Below are 22,180 nucleotides of genomic sequence, written 5' to 3' on the forward strand. Positions count from 1 at the left end.
CGTCCCGCCGCTGCCGCTACGGAGGTGCCCGATGAGCGGCGTGGTCGGGGCCTGGTTGCCGCCCGCCGAGGACGAACACCTGCTGCAGCAGCTGGCGCCGATGCTGCGCGCCCTGCAGCAGCGTGGCCGGGGCCGCATCGGTTACTGGACCGACGCCGAGGCCGGTCTGGCGCTGGGTCACTGCCGGGCGCCGACCGACACTCCGCTGCAGCCACTGAGCTCGGACTGTGGCCGTTACGTGCTGTGCCTGGACGGCCGCCTGTACAACCGCGCCGACCTGCAGGCGCAGCTGCGCGAGCTGCCACGCAGCTGCAGTGACGCCCGGCTGCTGCTGCAGGCGATCGTTGAATGGGGCGTAGAGCGGGCGCTGTCGCGTATCGAAGGCGCGTTCGGTTTCAGTGTTTGGGACCGCGAATCGCGTGAGTTGTGGCTGGCGCGTGATCCGGTTGGCGAGCGGCCGCTGTATTACGGCTGGTTCCAGGGCCAGTTCCTGTTCGCCTCGGAAATGAAGGCGCTGCAGGCCTTCGCCGGTTTCGCGCCGAGCATCGACCAGGATGCGCTGAGCCTGCTGCTGCGCCACGACTATGTGCCGGCGCCGCACACCATCTACCGGGGCATCCACAAGCTGGTGGCCGGCGCGGTGCTGCGCGTCGATCTGGATGACCACGCTGCCGGCGGTTCCAGCCAGGCGGCGGAAGGGGGCGCGCGCTACTGGTGCGCACGCGATGCGATGCAGAGTGCGCTGCAGGAACCCCTGCAGCCGGCGCCGAGCCTGGAACAGGCCACCGACCAGCTGGAAGTGGTGTTGCAGAAGGCGATCGCGGCACGCATGCATTCGCCGCTGGCCTGCGGTGCGTTCCTGTCCGGCGGCACCGACTCGTCGCTGGTGACCGCGATGATGCAGGCGCAGTCGACGCTGCCGATCGAGGCCTGGACGGTCGGCTTCGACGATCCCGGCCACGACGAAAGCGATTGGGCCTCGCAGGTCGCTCGCCACCTGGGTGTGCAGCACCATCTGCACCGGATGGATGCGCGCCAGGGCCTGGACCTGCTGCAGCGCCTGCCGCAGGTCTGGTGCGAACCGTTCGCCGATGCCTCGCAGCTGCCGACCCTGCTGGCCAGTGAACTGCTGGGCGCGCGCAAGCCGGTGGCGCTGACCGGCGACGGTGGCGATGAACTGTTCTTCGGTCATCCCAGCTATGGCCGGGCGCTGCGCAATGCACGCCTCTGTGGTGGCTTGCCGGACTGGGTGCGTGATCTGGCGCGGCGCAGTGGCAACCGCATGAACGTCGAGCGTGGCCGCCTCGGCGGCTGGCGTGCGCTGGTGGCCGAGGTTGCCGCCAACGATGTGGAAGGGCATTACCTGCAACGTGTCACCCGCTGGCGGCAGCCGGCGCAGGTGGTGCTGGGCGCACGTGAGCCGATGACGATCTTCCAGCAGCAGGACTCTGCGCTGCCGGCCGAGGCGCGCATCCAGCTGTTGGATTTCCGCATGGATCTGGCCGAGGGCATCCTCGCCAAGGTCGACCGTGCCGGCATGGCGGCGGGCGTGGAGACGCGTGCGCCGCTGCTGGACATGGAGGTGGTGCGTCTGGCCTGGCGCCTGCCGCAGCACCTGAAGTACCACGATGGTGAGCACAAGCGGATCCTCAAGCACCTGCTGGCGCGCTACCTGCCGGAACCGCTGGTGTACCGTCCCAAGCGCGGCTTCGGCCCGCCGATGGCGCGTTGGCTGGCGGGCCCGCTGCGCGATTGGGCGGAGGCGCTGCTGGATCCGCAGCTGCTGCGCAACCAGGGCTGCTTCGATGTGGCACGCGTGCGCGGTATCTGGGAGGCGTTCCTGCGTGGCGAGCGCAAGTGGCACACGCACCTGTGGAACGTGCTGATGTTCCAGGCGTGGCACCAGCATTGGCACGGTGGTCGCGGGCGCTGAGCCGTTTCTGCATTGCGTGCAGCGGATTGAATCAGCGTGGCGCGGGGCGGAGGCCCTTGCGTACGAATGTCCTCCGGCGCCTAGTTGAAAGGCGCCACGAGCGCTGCGCTTTACCTGCCGTAAGCCGAGCCTCGTCGGGGCGGGCAGGGGTCTGGGCAAAGTAAAGGAGGAGGTGACGGCCAACGGCCGGCGCCGGGGGACATTTGCCCAGGCCCCTGCCTGCCCCGGCGGGGCCCCTCAGCTCGCAGGGAATCCAGGCGAAGAAGCGCTCTTCAATCCAAACGCCAGGTAAAAAAAGACCCGGCAGAGGGAGGGATCTGCCGGGTCCGGATTGCGTGGGGGGAGGGACCCACGCAATGAGCGTTGCGTCGCGTCAGTGGTTGTTCGCGTCCGCCGTTGATTCGTTGTAGCCCTGCACCAGTTCGGACCAGGCCTTGCTGGCCTGCAGGCCGAGACCAACCACGTCCTGCTGGGCCTGGCCCAGCCGCTGCAGGTTGTCCTGCCACAGCTGCGCACCCTTGGAGAGCGTCCCGGCCGCATCCTCGCCGCGGGCCAGTTCACCCAGCCAGCCGCCGGTCGCGGTCAGGTTGCGCTCCATCACCTTCAGCTGCACGCCGAACATGCTTTCCGCGTTCTCCAACGCCAACCGGTTCGCACGCGTTGCCGCGGCGGCGAGCTGGCGGGTGGCATCACTGAAGCGATCGCTGAAGGCGGCGGCCATGGGGCATCAGGGAGTGGCTTGATGCAATGCAGCATACGCCCTTGATGCGGCAATGCAACAAAAATAACAAAGGCGCCCGAGGCGCCTTTGAAACACCTTTCAGATCAATGGGTTGATCAGGCAGTGGGGCCACGGTAGCGGCACCCCGACGTGCAGGTTTCGTGCACGGTGATCTCGCTCAGCGCCGGCAGGCTCGGCTTGAGCTCGTTCCAGATCCACACCGCCAGGTTCTCGCTGGTCGGGTTCTCCAGGCCGGGGATGTCATTGAGGTAGTGATGGTCCAGGCGGTCGTAGATCGGCTGGAAGGCCGCCTTCACGTCGCCGAAATCCATGATCCAGCCGGTCTGCGCGCCAGGCTCGCCCTCGACCTTCAGTTCCACCCGGAACGAGTGGCCGTGCAGGCGCGCGCACTTGTGCCCCGGCGGCACGTTGGGGAGGCGGTGCGCCGCCTCGAGCATGAAGACTTTGAAGATTTCCATGACGCGATTGTACGCCGCAGATGGCCGGCCAGCCTGAGCGGATGTTGGACTTTCGTGAAGCAACTCTTTCCATCCGGATGAAGAGATGATAGTTTCTCTTATATCCGTATGAAGAGATGTTATTGGCCGGACCCCGGCCAAGCATGGACTACTGCGGAACTTCGTCGCCCTTACCACCTCCCCCACATCGTCATGCCCAAGCACACCCTGCTCGTGGCGGCCCTGGCCGTCGCTCTGGCCGCGCCTTTGTCCGCCGCCGCCGAAACCTCCGCCGACGCCAGTGGCGAAGCCAGCACCCTGGCTGCCGTGCGCGTCACCGGTTCCAACATCAAGCGCACCGATACCGAGGCCTCCAACCCGGTGCAGGTGATCGGCCGCCAGCAGCTGGAACAGACCGGCAAGGCCACCGTGGCCGATGTGCTGCGCTCGATCTCGGCGAACACCGGCAACGCCAGCAACGAAACCACCAACAACGGCTGGGCCTCCGGCTCGGCCGGCATCGGCCTGCGTGGCCTGTCGCAGAAGAACACGCTGGTGCTGCTCAATGGCCGTCGCCTGGCCAACTACGGCTTCCCGGCCGGTGGCCTGTCCGACACCTTTGTCGATCTCAACGCGCTTCCGCTGGTCGCGGTCGAACGCATCGAAGTGCTCAAGGATGGCGCCTCGGCGGTCTACGGCTCCGACGCCGTGGCCGGTGTGGTCAACATCATCACCCGGCAGAACTTCGAAGGCGCCGAGATCGGCGGCAGCTTCGGCGGCGCCGACCAGGGCGGCCTGCACGAGCAGAACCTGAAGTTCGTCGGCGGCCTCGGTGATCTCGATACCGATGGCTACAACATCCTCTTCAGCCTGCAGGGCTACAACCGCGAGCGCCTGGACCAGGACGAACGCAACCTGACCAAGAGCGGCATCTACACCGACAAGCCCGGTGGCCGCTGGAACGGCTGGTCGGCCAAGGGCGCGCGCTATCTGGTCAACGGTGTGTCGGTGCCGATGCTCGATGCCAGCGGCAACTGCCCGGCCGGTACTACCCGCGTCGCCAGCGCACCGATCGACGGCCTGGCCGGTGATACCTGCGGCTTCAACCAGGCGCCGTTCACCACGCTGATTCCCTCGACCAAGCGCTACCAGGCCTATGCCAACGGTACCTTCCGCCTGAACGACAACGTCGAAGCCTTCGGCGAAGTGCTGTACAGCCAGATCAAGAGCACCGCGTGGTTCGGCAGCAGCCCGTTCTTCACCCTGGAGAGCGGCCGCTTCGCACTGAACGCGGACAGTGGCCTGGCCGAGCCGGTGTCGTCGCTGCTGCCGGCCAACAATCCGTACAACCCGTACGGCCGTGCGATCCCGATCGAATACACCTTCTTCGACCTGGGCGGCACGCTCAAGACCAACCGCTCCACCGCTTACCGCGGCGTGTTCGGCCTGCGTGGCACCACCGCGAAGTGGGACTGGGAAGTGGCCGCGTTCGGCGCGCGCAGCAGCGAGCGTGAGAGTGTCTCTGGCGGTTTCGCCAACCGCTGGGCGCTGGCCGATGCGCTGGCAACGGGCAGCTACAACCTGCTGAACCCGGCCGCCACCCCGCAGTCGGTGCGCGACTCGATCAACATCGCCACGCTGCGTCCGGCCGAGTCCAAGCTGCAGGGCATCGATGCGAAGATTTCCGGCAGCCTGGGCCATACCTGGGCCGGCGAGATCGGCTTCGCCGCCGGTGCCGAGTGGCGCCGCGAGAAGCTCGATTCCAACAACCCGTGGCAGATCGACGCAGGCCTGCAGGTGCGCCCGGCCATCGCCGAAGTGCACGGCAAGCGCCAGGTCAGTGCGGCCTACGCCGAAGTGAACGTGCCGCTGGCATCGACGCTGGAGCTGTCCGCTGCCGCGCGCGCCGATCACTACGATGATTTCGGCGATGCGTTCTCGCCGAAGATCGGCCTGCGCTGGCAGCCGCTCGACTTCCTGCTGGTGCGTGCCTCGGCCTCGAAGGGCTTCCGTGCGCCGTCGCTGTCGGAGAACTCCAACAGCACCAGCATCGCCTACGGCAGCGTGGTCGATCCGCGTGACCCGGACGTGCCGGGCTCGCGTCAGAACCCCACCTTCTTCACCGTCGGCAACAACGAACTGAAGCCCGAGCGCACCAAGAGCGTGAACTTCGGCGTGGTGCTGTCGCCGTGGGCCAACACCAACCTGAGCGTGGACTACTACCGCATCCAGCTGGACAACCTGGTCGGCACCAACAACACCCAGACCCTGGTCAACGACAACGTGGCCGGCGCCGTGCAGCGCGATGAGCGCGGCAAGCTGCAGGCGGTCTACAACCGCTACCAGAACCTGAGCGAGCTGAAGACCTCGGGCATCGACGTCGAGCTGCGCCAGCGCATCCCGACCGCTGCGCTGGGTGACTTCACCGTGTCCTCGGCCTACACCCACGTGCGCGACTACCGTCGCCCGACCGTGGTCGGCGGCCCACTGGTGGACTACGCCGGCAGCAACCTGGGCGCAACCCTGCCCAAGGACAAGGCCACCACCACGCTGGACTGGAAGTACGGCGACTTCAACGCAGCCGTGACCTGGTACTACACCAGCAGCTACCGCCAGGAAGCCAGTACCGCCGCCAAGGCCGTGCAGCAGCGTGTCGGCAGCTACAGCCAGTACGACCTGTACCTGGCTTACACCGGCATCGACAAGCTGACCGTGTACGCCAAGGTGCAGAACCTGGCCGACAAGACGCCGCCGTACGACGCCTCGTTCCCGGGCATCCGCGCGCCGTACGACTTCAGCCAGTACGACCTGCGTGGCCGCTACTTCACGCTGGGCTTCGATTACCGCTTCTGATCCATCCGCCGCGGCCGGTCACCTGAAGGGACCGGCCGCGCGACTGTCTGCCGTTGTGTTCCAGGGGAGTCATCGTGTCCTTGCATTGCCGTGCCGTTCTTCCGTTGCTGCTTGCCGCCGCCACCGCACTGTCCTCGCCGCAGCCGGCGCAGGCACAGAGCGCGTACTTCTTCCCGCAGGTGACCGACGCAGCGGCGTTCGATGCAGCGGTGCCCACGCCGGAGCAGTTCCTCGGCTACCCGATCGGCAGCCGTTACACCCGGCACGACCAGCTGGTGGCGTACTTCCAGGAACTTGCGAAACGCTCGGACAAGATCAGCGTGCGCGAGATCGGCCGCAGCTATGAAGGTCGCCCGCTGCTGATCGCCACCGTCACTGCTGCAGGCAACCACGCGCGGCTGGAACAGATCCGCCAGCAGCACGCGACCCTGGCCGATCCGGCGCAGCCGCGCAGCGCCGCCGGTGACAGCCCGGTGGTGGTGTGGCTGGGCTACAGCGTGCATGGCAACGAGACCTCCAGTGCCGAAGCGGCGATGCTGACGGCGTACTACCTGGTGGCCAACCGCAGCGCCGAAACCCAGCAGTGGCTGCAGCAGGCGGTGGTGCTGTTCGACCCGGCGCAGAACCCGGATGGCCGTGATCGTGCCGCCAACTGGCACAACGCCTGGGCCTCTGATCCGGCCTCGGCCGACCCGGCCGACAAGGAACACGTTGAGCCGTTCCCGCAGGGCCGCACCAACCACTACTTCACCGATCTCAACCGCGACTGGCTGGCCCTGACCCAGCAGGACTCGCGGCCGAAGGTGGAGGTGTTCCACCAGTGGTACCCGAACGTGCAGATTGATTTCCACGAGATGGGCAAGGACAGCACCTATTACTTCGAACCGTCGCCGAAGAGCATGCACAGCCCGCTGATTCCAGCGGCGTCGTATGAATTCAACAAGACCCTGGCCAAGTACCACGCGCAGGCGTTGGATGCGCTGGGCTCGCTGTACTACACCGGCGAGAACTTCGACAACTTCTCGCCGGTGTACGGCTCGACCTATCCTGATTTCCACGGTGCCGTCGGCGTTACCGTCGAGCAGGCCAGCTCGCGCGGCCGCGTGCAGGAATCGGTGAACGGCCTGCTGACCTTCCCGTTCACCATCCGCAACCAGGTGGCTACCGGGCTGGGCACGGTGCGCGGCGCGGTAGCCGAGCGCAGCGGCCTGTTCGACCTGCAGAAGCAGTTCTTCCAGAGCGCGTTGAAGCAGGCCGCACAGCAGCCGGTGAAGAGCTTCGTATTCGGCGATGCGCATGACCCCGCATTGACCCGTCGTTTGCTGGAACTGTTGCTGCTGCATCGCATCGAGGTGCGCGCGCTGGAACGTGACGTCAGTGTCGATGGCCAGCGCTTCGATGCCGGCAGCGCCTACGTGGTGCCGGTGCAGCAGGCGCAGTTCCGCCTGGTGCATTCGATCTTTGCCGAGACGCCGCCGATCAAGGGCGATGTGTTCTACGGCAGCACCAGCTACGCGATTGCACCGGCCTACGGTGTGGCCTTCGCCGGTAGCCGCAGCCGCATCGACGGCGGCGCACGCGTGGCGGCGCTGCCGGCGGAGCAGAGCACCCTGCTGGGCGGCCAGGCAGGATTCGCCTACGCGATCGACTGGCGCGACTACAATGCCGGGCGCGCGCTGGCCGCGCTGCAGGGCAAGGGCGTGAATGCACGCGCGGCATTCCAGCCGTTCACCACCGCGACCACGCAGGGCGAGGTCAACTTCGCCGCCGGCAGCCTGGTGATTCCGGTGGCCGGGCAATCACTGCAGGGCACGGCGTTGCTTGAAGCCGTGACGTCTGCCGCGCGTGCTGCCGGTGTGCAGGTGCACGCGCTGTCCAGCGGCCGCAGCCGTAAGGGCATCGACCTCGGCAGTGATGGCGTCAAAGCGCTGCGCAAACCTGCGGTTGCGCTGGTGATGGGCGAGGGCGTGGCCGCCACCGAGATCGGCTCGGCCTGGTTCCTGTTGGACCAGCAGCTGCGGTTGCCCGCCAGCAAGCTGGATCCGCAGCAGCTGGGCAAAGCACCGCTGGATCGTTACACCACCATCGTGCTGTCCGGTGGAACCTACACAGGCATCGATGCCACGGCGGTGGCTGCACTGAAGCGCTGGGTGCAGGCCGGTGGTTCACTGGTTACCTATGGCAGTGCCTCGAAGTGGGCGATCGAACAGAAGCTCGCCGACGGCGAGAAGCTTGGCAAGGAAGAAGAGACCGCGGACGAGAGCCGCCGTGCGTTCGGCGACCAGCGCGACATCGCCGCGATCGAGCGGGTCAGCGGCAACATCCTCAGTGCCGACGTGGATACCAGCCATCCGCTGGCGTTTGGCGTGCCACGCCGGCAGCTGGCGATCAACAAGGAAAACACGGTGACGCTGCAGCCAAGCGCTAACCCGTTCTCGACGGTGGTACGCATCGACACGCCGCCGCGGGTGAATGGCTATCTGTCCGAGCGCAATCGCACGCGGGTGGCGGGCAGCGCGTGGCTGCTGGTGTCGGCGCAGGGGCAGGGCAACGTGGTGCTGTTCGCCGATGATCCGGCGCATCGCAAGTACTGGCACGGGACGGATCGACTGCTGATCAACGCGATCTTCTTCGGGAATCTGGTGAATCCGAGTAAAGCGCGGGGTTGAGGCTTTGCGCGCCTCGATTGATGCGTGTGGGGGGGAGGCCGGGCGGGCTGCGCAGGACACGCTGTAAATACGTCCATGTAAGCTCGATCGGCGCATCCATGCGCCTCACGGTCCTGCGCAGCCCGCCCGGCCTCCCCTCGACAGTTTCCTGCGGGCGCGGACGCATCGAACCCCAAGGCGGGAGCAAGGGCGAAAGCAAAAGCAGAACCAGGAATTGCGACTTCGGCTTTTGCCTTTGAATTTGAATTTGAATTTGATCTTTCTTCTCCCGGCTACCCGGCGGGAGAAGAAGGTGCAGGCAATGCTTGAAGCGGATGGGCATGGGGGCAGCGCAGAACCGTTGGCGCCATGGATGGCGCCATCGAGCTTACATGGACGTATTTACAGCGTGTTCTGCGCTGCCCCCATGCCCATCCGCCCTCGGTACTGCCACCGCGTGCTTTATCACCCGGTAGCCCGCAACAAAAAAAAGGACGGCGCGTCAGCGCCGTCCCTCGATAGCCCCCGCGCAGCGGGAAGCACCCTCCATGTCAGCTGCGATCAGCCGGCGCGACCGCCGCCGTTGCCACCCTGGCCGCGGCCACGGCCGCCACCATTGCCGCCACCGCCACGACGCTGGCCCTGACCGGCGCCTGCACGCTGCTGGCCATTGCCACCGCCCTCGCGACGGCCACCACCGGCCTTCTTCGGGCCCGCATGCGCATGGCGCGGCGCATCGCCGTGCGGACGGCGTGCGTGGCTCTTGCGCGGTGCGCGCTCGCCGGTATCGTGCTCGGCCTTGCCCGGCGCACTGTTGCCCCAGCGGATCGGCGTCTGCAGCTCGAAGCCCGGCACATCGCGGATGTCCATGTCGCGGCCCAGCAGGCGCACGATCGCGCGCAGCAGCTTCACTTCATCCTGCGCCACCAGCGAGATCGCCTGGCCGGTCGCGCCGTTGCGGCCGGTGCGGCCGATGCGGTGCACGTAATCTTCGGCCACCATCGGCAGGTCGAAGTTGATCACCTTCGGCAGCTCGTTGATGTCGATGCCGCGCGCGGCGATATCGGTGGCCACCAGCACGGTCACGCGGCCGGCCTTGAAGTCGCCCAGCGCACGCAGGCGCTGGCCCTGGCTCTTGTTGCCGTGGATCGCCGCGGTCTTGATGCCCGACTTTTCCAGGAACGTGGCCAGCTTGTCGCTGCCGTGCTTGGTGCGGGCGAACACCAGGGTCTGCTCGCGGCTGTCCTGCGCCAGCAGGTGCAGCAGCAGGTCGCGCTTGCGGCCGGCATCGACCGGGTGCACGCGATGGGTGATGGTTTCGGCGACGGTGTTCTTCGGCGTGACCTGGATCTGTTCCGGGTTGCGCATGAACTCCAGCGCCAGCTGGCGGATGTTGTCCTCGAAGGTGGCCGAGAACAGCAGGGTCTGGCGGTTCTGCTTCGGCAGCTTGGCCAGGATGCGCTTGATCGACGGCAGGAAGCCCATGTCGAGCATGCGGTCGGCTTCGTCCAGCACCAGCAGTTCAATGCCGGACAGGTCGATGCTGCGACGCTCGAGGTGGTCGATCAGGCGGCCCGGGCAGGCCACCAGCAGGTCCACGCCACGGCGCAGGATGTCCAGCTGGTTGCCCATGCCGACGCCGCCGTAGATGCAGGCGCTGGGGATGCGCAGGTACTTGCTGTAGCCGCGCAGGCTGTCATGCACCTGGGTGGCCAGCTCGCGGGTCGGGGCCAGGATCAGCGCGCGCGGCTTGCGCGGGCCGCTGCGCACTTCCTGCGAGGCGGTGCCCAGGTGCTGCAGCAGCGGCAGGCCGAAGGCGGCGGTCTTGCCGGTGCCGGTCTGAGCGCCGGCCAGCAGGTCGCGACCGGCCAGCGCCAGCGGGATCGCCTGCTGCTGGATCGGGGTCGGGTTTTCGTAGCCCTGCTCGGCGAGCGCACGCAGCAGGAAGGGCGCCAGGCCCAGCGATTCAAAAGACATTGAGATTGCTCCAAGTACAAGAAACGCCTGTCCGAACGGACAGACGGGGGCAGATCAAACTGATCGGCTGACTCGGAGCGTTCCCGTGAACCGCGCTGCGAGAATTGGGTGCAGCCGGCACGGAGCGCAGGCTGGAATGCGTGACGAACGGCGTCGGAGTGGGGGCGGGCGAAGAGGGCGGACCCTGGTCGCCGGCGGTCCCGGAGGGAAACGGACGGCCGCTGCAGACCCTGCAAGTCTAAACGATGTTTGAGACTTCACGCAAAAAGGCCTGTTCAGGTAGGGGGCTCTCTGCAGGGCTGCGCCCTGCACCCGCAGAGGCCGAAGCAACGTCAACGTCAACGTCAAAAGCCGGTTTCCTGAGGGATGCGGGGTGGGTCCGGTTGCGGGGGGCGCTGCAAGTCCCCCTCCGGGGCCCGGCCCAGCCGCTGGCGGCTGTGCGTTCGGGCGCTTGCGAAGCAATGCTTCGCAAGCAAAGCGCCCTCACCCATGTAAGCTCGGTCGCCGCATCCATGCGGCTCACGCCCCCGCAACCGGACCCACCCCGCCTTCGAGAGTTTTCCGCGATCTGTCGAATCTCATTCGATCAATTTCGATATCTGACGGATTTCGACGATGAATGATGTGGATGTTCGATCCGTCATCGGGAAATTGTCAGGGGTGGGACGGTGTGGGTGGGCAGGACCGTTGGCGCCATGGATGGCGCCATCGAGCCACCAGGGACGGGTTTACGGCGTGTCCTGCCCACCCACACCGTCCCGCCCAGCTCACAGACAACCCAGAGCCGGCTGTTGCTGTTGACGTTGCCCTGGCTTGAAGCAGGTGCAGGGTGCAACCCTGCCGAACCCCCCACTACGGTAGGGTGGGCCGATGCCGCGCTGCAGCTTGGCGTCGACGCAGATTTGATTACACTTGAAACTTGTTTGCCCACGACTCCGGACACCCACCCATGAAGCTTGGTTCTTTGAAGGAAGGCGGCCGCGACGGCACCCTGATCGTCGTCTCGCGTGACCTGCGCCACGGCGTGCGCGCCACCGGCATTGCCGCCACCCTGCAGCAGGCCCTGGAGGACTGGAGCCACATCGCGCCGCGCCTGAACGCCCTGTACGAATCGCTCAACGCGGGCGACGCCGATGGCGTGTTCGACCTGGACCCGCAGGCGCTGGCCGCGCCGATGCCGCGTGCCTATGAGTTCGTCGATGGCAGCGCCTACCTGCCGCATGTCGAGCGCGTGCGCCGCGCCCGTGGCGCCGAGGTGCCGGAGAGCTTCTACACCGACCCGCTGATGTACCAGGCGACCAGCGCCGGTTTCTACGGTCCGCGCGACGCGGTCAAGGTGGTCAGCGAGGACTATGGCATCGACCTGGAAGCAGAGATCGTGGTGATCACCGACGACGTGCCGATGGCCGCCACCCCGGAACAGGCCGCAGGCCATATCCAGCTGGTCGGCCTGGTCAACGATGTCTCGCTGCGCAACCTGATTCCGGGCGAGCTGGCCAAGGGCTTCGGCTTCCTGCAGTCCAAGCCGCGCTCGGCGCTGTCGCCGGTGTTCGTCACCCCCGACGAGCTGGGCGCCGCGTGGCAGGACAGCAAGGTGCACCTGCCGCTGCTGACCCACATCAACGGCCAGTGGTTCGGCGCGCCGGAAGCCGGCGTGGACATGCAGTTCAACTTCGCCCAGCTGGTCGCGCATGCGGCCAAGACCCGTCCGCTCAGCGCCGGCACCATTGTTGGCTCGGGCACCATCGCCAACGAAGACACCAGCAAGGGTGCCTCGTGCTTCGCCGAGCAGCGCGTGGTGGAGACCCTGCGCGACGGCAAGCCGAGCACGCCGTTCATGTCCTTCGGCGACGTGGTCCGCATCGAGATGCTCGATGCCGCCGGCAACAGCATCTTCGGTGCGATCGAGCAGCGCATCGAACAGGCGACCAGGCCCTGAGCAGAGAGGCGGCGATGGAGATCCCGGTCGACGACGGCATCGTGCTGTACACCTACTGGCGATCCAGCGCCGCCTACCGCGTGCGCATCGGTCTGGAGCTGAAGGGCCTGGCCTGGGAAGCCCGGCCGGTGCACCTGGTACGCGATGGTGGCGAGCAGCACCTTGACGCCTATCGCGCGCTCAATCCGCAGCAGCTGGTGCCAACCCTGCTGCATGACGGGCATGCACTGACCCAGTCGCTGGCGATCCTGGAGTATCTGGACGAGCGCTTCCCGCAGGTGCCGCTGCTGCCGGCCGATGCCGCCGGCCGTGCGCGGGTGCGTGCGCTGGCCCAGCTGGTGGCCTGCGATATCCACCCGATCAACAACCTGCGGGTGATGCAGTACCTGGAGCGCACCCTGCAGCTGCCGGCCGACGCCCGCACGCAGTGGACCCTGCACTGGATCGCCGAGAGTTTCACTGCGATGGAAGCGATGCTGGCCAACAGCAGCGCGACGGGCACCTTCTGCCACGGTGACCGTCCCGGCCTGGCCGATATCTGCCTGCTGCCGCAGCTGTACAACGCGCATCGCTTCGGCCTGGACCTGACGCCGTACCCGACCCTGCGCCGCATCGAAGCGGCGTGCCAGGCAGTGGACGCCTTCGACCGCGCACGCCCGGAAAACCAGCCCGACGCCGCCTGAAAGTAGAGGGGACGGAGGGGATTAAGTCGTTTGTGCACTTACGACTTAATTCCCTCCGTCCCCTTTTTGTTGCAATCGGGCCAGATCATCGCGGAACAGCCGATAGGCATCCTCGCGGCGCGCATCGTCGGTCTGCCGCAATACCCATGCCGGGTGCACCGTGGCATAGCCGCGGGTGCCGTCCTCGAGGGTGTGCCAGCGTCCGCGGTCACGTGACAGGTCGAAATCACGGCCGAATACCGAGGCTGCCGCGGTTGCGCCGAGGCACACGATCACCTGGGGCCGCACGCGCGCGATCTCGCCCATCAGCCAGGGGCGGCAGGCCTGGATGTGCCGGCTTTCCGGTCGTTTGTGCAGCCGTACCTTGCCGCGCCGTTCATGATGGAAGTGCTTCACCGCGTTGGTGAGGTACAGCGTCGCGCGATCGATTCCCAGTTCGGTCAGCGCACGGTCCAGTAGCTGACCGGCAGGACCCATGAACGGCTGTCCGCGCAGATCCTCGGTGTCGCCAGGTTGTTCCCCGATCAGCATCATGCGGGCGTCTGCAGGCCCCTGCCCGAACACGGTCTGCGTGGACTGCTCCCACAGCGGGCACTGGCGGCAGGTGCTGGCCTGTCCGCGCAGATTCTCCAGACTGCTGGCATCCGCTGCTGGCATCGCAACACCTGCACGCAGGGGGATCCTGCGCTGCGGCGCCTGCGCGGGACGGTCATGCATTTCCTGCACGCGGTCGGCCGCATCGCGCACCAGGCGTGGCAGCAGCTGGGCCTCCGGCAGGTGGCGCCAGTACTTTGCCGGCATCTCCTGCATCATCATCCGTGTATTGAGTCGCGCCGGATTGAAGATGTTGGCGTAGTAGGTCTGCCACAGTGATTCGCGCGCATCCTCGGCCGGGGCATCCTCGCGCCGTGCGCCGGGGCCGAAGGCAAGCGCCTGCCCATCCCATGCGACGCTGCGCGAAGGCGTGAGGATCGCCCAGCGCATGCCGGTGAAGCGGCGCGCGAAGAAGGGCGCGACCCGGTCGACAATGTGGTGCTGTGGCTCAAACCAGGCGATGAACGCATCAGGCTGGCCAGGCACCTCGCGGAAGCGCACGAATGCCTTCATCTTGTGCGTGTCACGGCGGACGGCCTGGGCGAGCGCCGTTGCGCGCAGGACATCGGCGTCGGCGGGGTTGCTCAGCACCGAACGCTCGCCATGGACGATGCGCCACAGCAGGCGATACAGCAAGGCCAGTCGCTGGGGGTCGCGATGGCACAGGCAGGTGGCCGCCAGTTCCAGGAAATCGCGGGGCACGTTGGGTGCACTGGCATCAGCCAGCATCGGCGCCCGCTGCACGGCCGGCGCATCCAGCAACGACGTTTCGCTCCCTTCCAGCCAGTCCAGCTGAGGCGGGGCCACGCCTCGCAGCAACGCTTCGCGCGCAGCGTCGCGCCAGGCCTGCAGCGACCACTGCGGGTCCACCCGCAGCGACCAGCGCTGCGCGTCAGGCGGCGGGCGGTGCATCAAACAGCGATCCCTGACGAGGCGGTGGGGCCAACTGCGCGCGCAGCGCCGCCGGATCGTCCAGCGATTTGCGTGGATGGTGGTCAGCCAGCTGCACAAACGGAAGCAGTTTGCTCATCGGTGCCTTCAGGCGTGCTACATCGGCAACCCGCAGGCGACCGTGGCGGCGTGCCATCAGCACCCGTTTCACGTTGCGCACGCCCAGCCCGGGTACGCGAAGCAGCATTTCCTTCGGCGCGCGGTTGAGATCCACGGGAAAGCGCTCGGGGTGACGGATCGCCCAAGCCATTTTCGGGTCGATGTCCAGGTCGAGCATGCCGTCCTGGGTGGTATCGGTAATCTCATCCACGCCGTAACCGTAGAAGCGCAGCAACCAGTCGGCCTGGTAGAGGCGATGTTCGCGCTGCAGCGGAGGCGGTTGCAGTGGCAGCTGCCGGCTGGCGTCCGGAATCGGGCTGAACGCGGAGTAGTACACCCGGCGCATCCGATAGTTGCCGTACAGCGCATCGGCGCTGGCCAGGATCTGTTGGTCGTTGGCCCCGTCCGCGCCGACGATCATCTGCGTGCTCTGCCCGGCGGGTGCGAAACGGGGAGGGTGTGGACTGCGGCTGGCCCTCGGCGCCACCGCTGCGGGGGCTTTGCGCGCCTCCTTGGCTTCCTCGATGCGCCAGCGTAGTTCGCCCATCGCGCCGCGTATCGAATGCACCGTCTTCTCCGGCGCCAAGGCGCTCAGGCCGGCTTCGGTCGGCAGTTCCACGTTGATGGACAGGCGGTCGGCATAGCGCCCGGCACTGGCCAGCAGTTCCGGCGAGGCCTCGGGAATGGTCTTGAGGTGGATGTAGCCGGCGTAGCGGTGTTCTTCGCGCAGCTGCCGGGCCACTTCCACCATCTGTTCCATGGTGTAGTCCGCATTGCGGATGATGCCGCTGGACAGGAACAGCCCCTCGATGTAGTTGCGCTTGTAGAAGTCCAGGGTGAGTGCGACCACCTCGTCCACGCTGAAACGTGCACGGGCTACGTTGCTGGAGACCCGGTTCACGCAGTAGGCGCAGTCGTAGACGCAGAAGTTGGTCAGCAGGATCTTCAGCAATGAAACGCAGCGGCCATCGGGTGTATAGCTGTGGCAGATGCCCATACCCTCGGTGCTGCCGATGCCGCCACTGGCGCGCGAATCGCGCTTGCCCGAGCCGCTGGAGGCGCAGGAGGCGTCGTATTTGGCGGCATCGGCCAGGATGGCCAGCTTGCGGATGGTTTCCATTGAGGAAACCTACGGATGAGGGGTCTCATTGGATGAGACCGCCCCTGAATTCTTCAGAAAAAGGGGACGGTGGGGATTAAGTCGTAAATGCACTTACGACTTAATCCCCACCGTCCCCTTTTTCGTGCGGTCAGAACCCGTGAGTGATGCTTGGCTGCCCGGCCGAGAAATCCGCATACGGGTCGTGCTCGCCGCTGCTGCCTTCGGACAGGCGGAACTTCAGGGCCAGGCCATCGCGCGAGTCGGCCGCGCGCAGCGCTTCCTCCTGCTCGATGATGCCGGCCTTGGCCAGACGGAACAGGCACTGGTCGAAACTCTCCATGCCTTCCTCCAGCGAGCCTTCCATCGCCGCCTTGATCTCGTGCACCTGGCCGCGACGCAGCAGGTCACGGATCATCGGCGTGTTGATCAGCACCTCGGTGGCCGGCAGGCGACGGCCCTCCTTGTTCTTCACCAGGCGCTGGCTGATCACCGCACGCAGGTTCAGCGCCAGGTTCATCAGCACGTTCTTGTGCGCGCTTTCCGGGAAGAAGTTGAGGATGCGCTCGATGGTCTGGTCGGCGTTGTTGGAGTGCAGGGTGGCCAGGCACAGGTGGCCGGTTTCGGCGAAGGCGATCGCTGCCTCCATCGTTTCCGCATCCAGGATCTCGCCGATCAGGATCACGTCCGGCGCTTCACGCATCGCGTTCTTCAGCGCGTTGTGGAAGGCATGGGTGTCCAGCCCGACCTCGCGCTGGTTGACGATCGACATCTTGTGCTTGTGCAGGTACTCGATCGGGTCCTCGATGGTGAGGATGTGACCAGTGGTGGTGCTGTTGCGGTGGTCGATCATCGACGCCAGCGAGGTGGACTTGCCGGAACCGGTGGACCCCACCACCAGCACCAGCCCGCGCGGGGTCATGATGACGTCCTTCAGTACCTGCGGCAGGTTCAGCTCCTCGATGCTCGGGATGCGGCTGCGGATGGCGCGGATGACCATGCCCACTTCGCCCCGCTGCTTGAACACGTTGACGCGGAAGCGCCCGGCATCGGGCAGGGCGATGGCCATGTTGAGCTCCAGCTCGCGCTCGAACTGCGGCACCTGGCCTTCGTCCATCAGCGAGTAGGCGATCTTCTTGACCATGCCCGGCGGCAGGCCGGTGTTGCCCAGCGGATAAAGCTTCCCCTCGATCTTGATGTAGACCGGTGCTCCGGTGGTCAGGAACATGTCCGAAGCGTTCTTTTCGGTCATCAGCTTCAGGAAGTAGCCGATATCCATTGCGAATTTTCCCCAACGAAACGGCCGACGCCCGTTGCAAGCACGGTGTCGGCTTGACGACAATGGCCGTGAACCGACAACCGGTACGGCCTCCCCAATGAAACGACTTAGCTTCGCACGAATGCGCCATGGCCTGTATGTGATGGCGTTTGCATTCGCACTGTCTGCCCCCGCCTGGGCGCAGGACGGCGCACTGGAACTGGCCCAGGCCCGGCAGGCGGTCGACAAGGCCACCCAGGCCGACGCCGACCAGTACGCCCCGGACCTGATCGGGCTGGCCCGGCAGGGGCTGGAACAGGCCCAGCGTGCTGCCGGCGACCGCCGTGAGCGCAAGAACGCCCCGGCGATCGCCCTGCGCGCCGCTGCCGATGCCGACCTGGCCCGCGCCCGCAGCGAGGAAGCCACCGTCACCGCGCAGCTGCAACTGCGCCGCAACGAGGTCAACCAGCTGCAACGCCAGCTGTCGACCGGGGAGGACCGCCGGTGAAGCCGATGACTGCCGCAACCCTGGCTGCCCTGCTGACGCTGCCGACCCTGGCCCTGGCCGCCGACAACCCGATGGTGGCGCAGCTGAGCCAGCGTCTGATGGCCATCCAGGCCAATCCCGACACGGCTGAGCTGGGCGCCTTCGAGCGCATGCAGGCCCAGCAGGCCATCGCCACCCTGGACAAGGCCAAGCGCCGCGACCAGGAGCTGGCCACCTACCTGGCCGAGCGCCGGGTGGAGATTGCCGAGACTGCCGTGCGTGCCGCATTGGCCGCGCGTGAGGTCGATCGCCTCGAGCGCACCCGCAGTGATCTGCTGATCGAGGCCAGCCGCCGCGATGCCGCCCGTGCCCGCCAGGAGGCCGAGCAGCTGCGCATGCAGGCGCAGATGCAGGCCGAGGAGGCTGAGCGCCTGCGCCAGGCCGCCGAGGCCGAGACCCTGGCCCGCCAGGATGCCGAGAATGCCCTGACCAGCGTGGCCGGCAAGCAGCAGCAGCGCCTCAGCGCCGCCCAGCAGAACGCCGCCAAGCTGGCCCGCGAGGAAGCCGAGCTGGTATCCGGGCAGAAGCTGCCGGGTTCGAAGTTCGATGGCCGTGGCGAAGTCTTCACCTTCAATGGTGACGCATTTGCCGCTGGCGCCGCCAGCCTGTCCGGTGGGGCCCGCAACCAGACCAAGGCACTGGCCGAGTACCTGAACATCGGCAAGAAGGGCCGCCTGCGCATCGAGGCCTATGACAGCGCCAACGGGGTCGGTCAGAAGCGTGCCGAGGCCCTGCGCGATGCCCTGGTCGCGGCGGGTGTCGCGAGCAACCGGATCCAGCTCAGCGGCAAGAAGGCGGCGTCCACCCGGGCACGCTCGGCCGAGGTCATCATCGCCCCGTAATTGCTTGATATTGTTTGTTTTTCGTTGCAATGAGCATTCAGCCTGAACCCCGCCCCGGCGGGGTTCGGTCTTTTTGCCGCAGGGGTCTTGTACCCCGCCTTGAGCAGGCGTAGGGTCAATCGTCCGGGACGCAATGCCGCGGACCGGACGATGGGAGGGCCGGGCCGATGCAAACAGGGCGCGAACCGCAGCAGATCGACGTGCGCAGGCCAGTGCCGCAGGTCGTTGCAGGCGTCCAGGTGGCCATCGACCGGCGCTCCTCCATGAACAACGCCCCGTGCCTTGCGGCCGGGGCGTTCGTGTATCTGTCGAAGGAGGTCCATCATGTTTGAAGATCAGCCCCAGAGCGAGATCGACGCCCGTCGCGCGCGTGATCCGGAGTTCAGGGCACTCCATGACCAGCACCGCAAGTTGAACAAGAAGTGCATGGACGCGGAGTTGGGTGTACTCCCGATCGATGATGTCACCCTGGGTCGCATGAAGCGCGAGAAGCTGCTGGCCAAGCAACGACTTCTGCGAATGTACGAAACACCGCTCCCAATGACGTCCCCCACGCTTTGACGCACCCCGTCACGCCCGGAACGGCGTGACCCGGCCATCGATGGCCCCGCCGGGCGCTCCTGCCCCGGCATCGCGGCACCGCCGATGAGGCGGCCGCGCCAAGGCACCACAGGCCGTGGTGCCTTGGCCTGCAGGCACAGCTCATCGATGCGGGCGGTACCGGTCTCCTCGTCGATCCGGGGCTGTCCGCATCTCTTTTTACGGTGGACGGGCTGCGGCCCTGCCGACCTGACTTTCATCGCCATCCGTCGGATAATCATCGGTCCGGCCCTGTGCGGCGCGAACCGAAAGTCCTCCGAATGCCCATCCATTCTTCCGTCCTCGAACTCATCGGCCAGACCCCGATCGTCAAGGCCCAGCGCCTGGACACCGGCGTCTGCGAGCTCTACCTGAAGCTGGAGAGCGCCAACCCGGGCGGATCGATCAAGGATCGCATCGGCCTGTCGATGATCGAGGCGGCGGAAAAGCGCGGCGACCTGAAGCCCGGTGCCACCCTGGTCGAGGGCACGGCTGGCAACACCGGCCTGGGCCTGGCGCTGGTGGCCCAGCAGAAGGGCTATAAGCTCATTCTGGTCGTTCCCGACAAGATGAGCCGGGAAAAGATCTTCAATCTGAAGGCGATGGGCGCCGAAGTGCGCCTGACCCGCTCTGACGTGGCCAAGGGCCATCCGGAGTACTACCAGGACCTGGCCAAGACCATCGCCGAGCAGACCCCGGGCGCCTACTTCATCAACCAGTTCGGCAACCCGGACAATCCGGCCGCGCATGAATTCGGTACCGGCCCGGAAATCCTCGAGCAGATGGGCGGCGACCTTGACGCCATCGTGTTCGGCTGCGGCAGCTCCGGCACCATGACCGGCCTGTCGCGTGCCTTCGCCAAGCTGTCGCCGAAGACCGAACTGGTGCTGGCCGATCCGGTCGGTTCGATCCTGGCCGAGTACATCAACGACGGCAATCTGAACGACAAATCGGGCAGCTGGCTGGTGGAAGGCATCGGCGAGGACTTCCTGCCGTCGATCTCCGATTTCAGCCGCGTCAAGAAGGCTTATGCCATCAGCGATGCCGAGAGCTTCCACACCGCACGCGAACTGCTGGGCAAGGAAGGCATCCTGGGTGGTTCGTCCACCGGCACCCTGCTGGCCGCCGGCCTGAAGTACTGCAAGGAGCAGACCACGCCGAAGAAGGTGCTGGTGCTGGTGCCGGATACCGGCAACAAGTACCTGTCGAAGATGTACAACGACTACTGGATGCTGGACAACGGTTTCCTGCAGCGCCCGCAGCACGGCGACCTGCGCGACCTGATCCTGCGCCCTTACGGCCAGCGCGACACCGTGGTGATCGGTCCGAACGACCTGCTGACCACTGCCTACCAGCGCATGAAGCTGTACGACGTGTCGCAGCTGCCGGTGATGGACGGCGAGCAGCTGGTCGGCATCGTCGACGAAAGCGACGTGCTGCTGCACGTGTATGGCGATGAGGCACGCTTCCGCGACACCGTCGCCACCGCGATGGTCAGCAAGCTGGACCGGCTGGACGTGAAGTCGCCGATCGAGGCGCTGCTGCCGGTGTTCGACCGCGGCCAGGTGGCGATCGTGATGGACGGCGACGCCTTCCTGGGCCTGATCACCCGTATCGACCTGCTGAACTATCTGCGCCGTCGCGTGCAGTAAGCCGCTGATCGCCGACGTTCACCGCTGAATCCTGGTTTATCCGCGTCAAAGGTCGTTAAGGCCGCGCTGGTAGACTTCCGCACCTTCGATGGCGCCGTGCGTCGGCGCCCCTCAGGAAAGAACATGTCCAACGCAACTTCCCAGGATCGCGCCCTGGCCCTGGCTACCCTGGCCATCCACGGTGGCCAGTCGCCCGACCCCAGCACCGGCGCGGTGATGCCGCCGATCTACGCCACCTCGACCTACGCCCAGTCCAGCCCGGGCGAGCATCAGGGCTTCGAGTACTCGCGTACCCACAACCCGACCCGCTTCGCCTATGAGCGTTGCGTGGCGTCGCTGGAAGGCGGCACCCGTGGCTTCGCCTTCGCTTCGGGCATGGCGGCCAGCTCGACCGTGATCGAGCTGCTGGACGCCGGCAGCCATGTGGTGGCAATGGACGATATCTACGGCGGCAGCTTCCGTCTGTTCGAGCGCGTGCGTCGCCGCACCGCCGGGCTGGATTTCAGCTTCGTCGACCTGACCGATCTGGCCGCGTTCGAGGCCTCCATCACGCCGAAGACGAAGATGGTGTGGATCGAGACCCCGACCAACCCGATGCTGAAGATCGTCGACATCGCCGCGGTCGCTGCCATCGTCAAGCGCCATGGCCTGATCGTCGTCGTCGACAACACCTTCGCCTCGCCGATGCTGCAGCGCCCGCTGGAGCTGGGCGCTGACTTGGTCCTGCATTCGGCCACCAAGTATCTCAATGGCCACTCGGACATGGTCGGCGGCATGGTCGTGGTCGGCGACAACGCCGAACTGGCCGAGCAGATGGCCTTCCTGCAGAACTCGGTGGGTGGCGTGCAGGGCCCGTTCGACAGCTTCCTGGCCCTGCGTGGCCTGAAGACCCTGCCGCTGCGCATGAAGGCGCACTGCGCCAATGCGCTGGCCCTGGCACAGTGGCTGGAGAAGCACCCGGCCGTGGAAAAAGTGATCTACCCGGGCCTGGCCTCGCACCCGCAGCATGAGCTGGCCGGCAAGCAGATGGCCGGTTACGGCGGCATCGTTTCGATCGTGCTCAAGGGCGGTTTCGAGGCGGCCAAGCGCTTCTGCGAGAAGACCGAACTGTTCACTCTGGCCGAGTCGCTGGGCGGCGTGGAAAGCCTGGTCAACCACCCGGCGGTGATGACGCATGCCTCGATTCCGGTCGCGCGGCGGGAGCAGCTGGGCATCAGCGACGCGCTGGTAAGGCTGAGCGTGGGTGTGGAGGAGTTGGGGGATCTGCAGGTGGATCTGGAACGGGCGTTGGGCGGGAACGCGGCGACCTGAGCCTGCCTACGCCACCCCATGGGAATCAGACTGCCA

General features: G+C 66.4%; 16 protein-coding genes. 10 read left to right on the forward strand and 6 right to left on the reverse strand.

The features are described from left to right. The first annotated feature begins 31 nt into the window (after nucleotides 1-31). Complete coding sequence (asnB, locus tag ACMZ91_RS11860; RefSeq protein ID WP_049461655.1) at nucleotides 32-1,933, forward strand: asparagine synthase (glutamine-hydrolyzing); 1,902 nt, start codon at nucleotides 32-34, stop codon at nucleotides 1,931-1,933. 373 nt (nucleotides 1,934-2,306) lie between these two features. Here asnB and ACMZ91_RS11865 read toward each other — a convergent pair whose 3' ends face one another. Beyond that, nucleotides 2,307-2,654, reverse strand: coding sequence for a phasin family protein (locus ACMZ91_RS11865; protein ID WP_014035870.1), 348 nt, complete (start codon nucleotides 2,652-2,654; stop codon nucleotides 2,307-2,309). A gap of 116 nt (nucleotides 2,655-2,770) precedes the next feature. After that, complete coding sequence (gene queD / locus ACMZ91_RS11870) at nucleotides 2,771-3,133, reverse strand: 6-carboxytetrahydropterin synthase QueD (RefSeq protein WP_005407953.1); 363 nt, start codon at nucleotides 3,131-3,133, stop codon at nucleotides 2,771-2,773. 192 nt (nucleotides 3,134-3,325) lie between these two features. Between queD and ACMZ91_RS11875 the strand changes: the two genes are divergently transcribed. Beyond that, nucleotides 3,326-5,965: a TonB-dependent receptor plug domain-containing protein gene (locus tag ACMZ91_RS11875; RefSeq protein WP_049461654.1), complete on the forward strand. Its 2,640-nt coding sequence runs from the start codon at nucleotides 3,326-3,328 to the stop codon at nucleotides 5,963-5,965. Between the two features lie 74 nt (nucleotides 5,966-6,039). Beyond that, a complete protein-coding gene (locus tag ACMZ91_RS11880) occupies nucleotides 6,040-8,634 on the forward strand; it encodes a M14 family zinc carboxypeptidase (RefSeq protein WP_414578647.1) in 2,595 nt (864 codons plus the stop codon). A gap of 540 nt (nucleotides 8,635-9,174) precedes the next feature. Here ACMZ91_RS11880 and ACMZ91_RS11885 read toward each other — a convergent pair. After that, nucleotides 9,175-10,590: a DEAD/DEAH box helicase gene (locus tag ACMZ91_RS11885; RefSeq protein ID WP_049461652.1), complete on the reverse strand. Its 1,416-nt coding sequence runs from the start codon at nucleotides 10,588-10,590 to the stop codon at nucleotides 9,175-9,177. 949 nt (nucleotides 10,591-11,539) lie between these two features. Between ACMZ91_RS11885 and ACMZ91_RS11890 the strand changes: the two genes are divergently transcribed. Both ACMZ91_RS11890 and maiA read left to right on the forward strand, forming a co-directional pair. Further along, entirely contained in the window at nucleotides 11,540-12,529 is a 990-nt protein-coding gene (locus tag ACMZ91_RS11890; protein WP_032127967.1) for a fumarylacetoacetate hydrolase family protein, read from the forward strand. 14 nt (nucleotides 12,530-12,543) lie between these two features. Next, entirely contained in the window at nucleotides 12,544-13,212 is a 669-nt protein-coding gene (maiA, locus tag ACMZ91_RS11895; RefSeq protein WP_049461325.1) for a maleylacetoacetate isomerase, read from the forward strand. 45 nt (nucleotides 13,213-13,257) lie between these two features. Here maiA and ACMZ91_RS11900 read toward each other — a convergent pair whose 3' ends face one another. The 3 genes from ACMZ91_RS11900 to ACMZ91_RS11910 all read right to left on the reverse strand — a co-directional run bounded on the left by ACMZ91_RS11900 (nucleotide 13,258) and on the right by ACMZ91_RS11910 (nucleotide 17,234). Next, nucleotides 13,258-14,718 carry a UdgX family uracil-DNA binding protein gene (locus tag ACMZ91_RS11900; RefSeq protein ID WP_071227723.1) on the reverse strand — a complete coding sequence of 487 codons (1,461 nt, stop codon included), beginning with the start codon at nucleotides 14,716-14,718 and terminating at the stop codon, nucleotides 13,258-13,260. Next, a complete protein-coding gene (locus ACMZ91_RS11905; RefSeq protein ID WP_049461330.1) occupies nucleotides 14,699-15,976 on the reverse strand; it encodes a putative DNA modification/repair radical SAM protein in 1,278 nt (425 codons plus the stop codon). Before ACMZ91_RS11905 ends, ACMZ91_RS11900 begins: the two co-directional genes overlap by 20 nt. Nucleotides 15,977-16,106: 130 nt before the next feature. Then, the gene (locus tag ACMZ91_RS11910; protein WP_032127971.1) at nucleotides 16,107-17,234 is read right to left on the reverse strand and encodes a PilT/PilU family type 4a pilus ATPase; all 1,128 of its coding nucleotides are present in this window, start codon (nucleotides 17,232-17,234) and stop codon (nucleotides 16,107-16,109) included. A gap of 121 nt (nucleotides 17,235-17,355) precedes the next feature. Here ACMZ91_RS11910 and ACMZ91_RS11915 point away from each other — a divergent pair, with 121 nt between their 5' ends. The 5 genes from ACMZ91_RS11915 (at nucleotide 17,356) to ACMZ91_RS11935 (ending at nucleotide 22,144) form a co-directional block, all read left to right on the forward strand. Further along, the gene (locus ACMZ91_RS11915; RefSeq protein WP_049398394.1) at nucleotides 17,356-17,721 is read left to right on the forward strand and encodes a DUF4398 domain-containing protein; all 366 of its coding nucleotides are present in this window, start codon (nucleotides 17,356-17,358) and stop codon (nucleotides 17,719-17,721) included. After that, nucleotides 17,718-18,602, forward strand: a complete 885-nt coding sequence (locus ACMZ91_RS11920; protein WP_080356499.1) for an OmpA family protein — start codon at nucleotides 17,718-17,720, stop codon at nucleotides 18,600-18,602. Before ACMZ91_RS11915 ends, ACMZ91_RS11920 begins: the two co-directional genes overlap by 4 nt. 324 nt (nucleotides 18,603-18,926) lie before the next feature. Continuing rightward, nucleotides 18,927-19,163, forward strand: a complete 237-nt coding sequence (locus tag ACMZ91_RS11925) for an HP1242/YdcH family protein (RefSeq protein ID WP_004154075.1) — start codon at nucleotides 18,927-18,929, stop codon at nucleotides 19,161-19,163. A gap of 299 nt (nucleotides 19,164-19,462) precedes the next feature. Continuing rightward, nucleotides 19,463-20,833, forward strand: coding sequence for a pyridoxal-phosphate dependent enzyme (locus ACMZ91_RS11930; RefSeq protein WP_049461332.1), 1,371 nt, complete (start codon nucleotides 19,463-19,465; stop codon nucleotides 20,831-20,833). Between the two features lie 123 nt (nucleotides 20,834-20,956). After that, nucleotides 20,957-22,144: a cystathionine gamma-synthase gene (locus ACMZ91_RS11935; protein ID WP_049461333.1), complete on the forward strand. Its 1,188-nt coding sequence runs from the start codon at nucleotides 20,957-20,959 to the stop codon at nucleotides 22,142-22,144. Nucleotides 22,145-22,180: the final 36 nt, after the last annotated feature.

Source organism: Stenotrophomonas sp. FR024 (assembly GCF_047500745.2).
GTDB lineage: Bacteria > Pseudomonadota > Gammaproteobacteria > Xanthomonadales > Xanthomonadaceae > Stenotrophomonas > Stenotrophomonas maltophilia_A.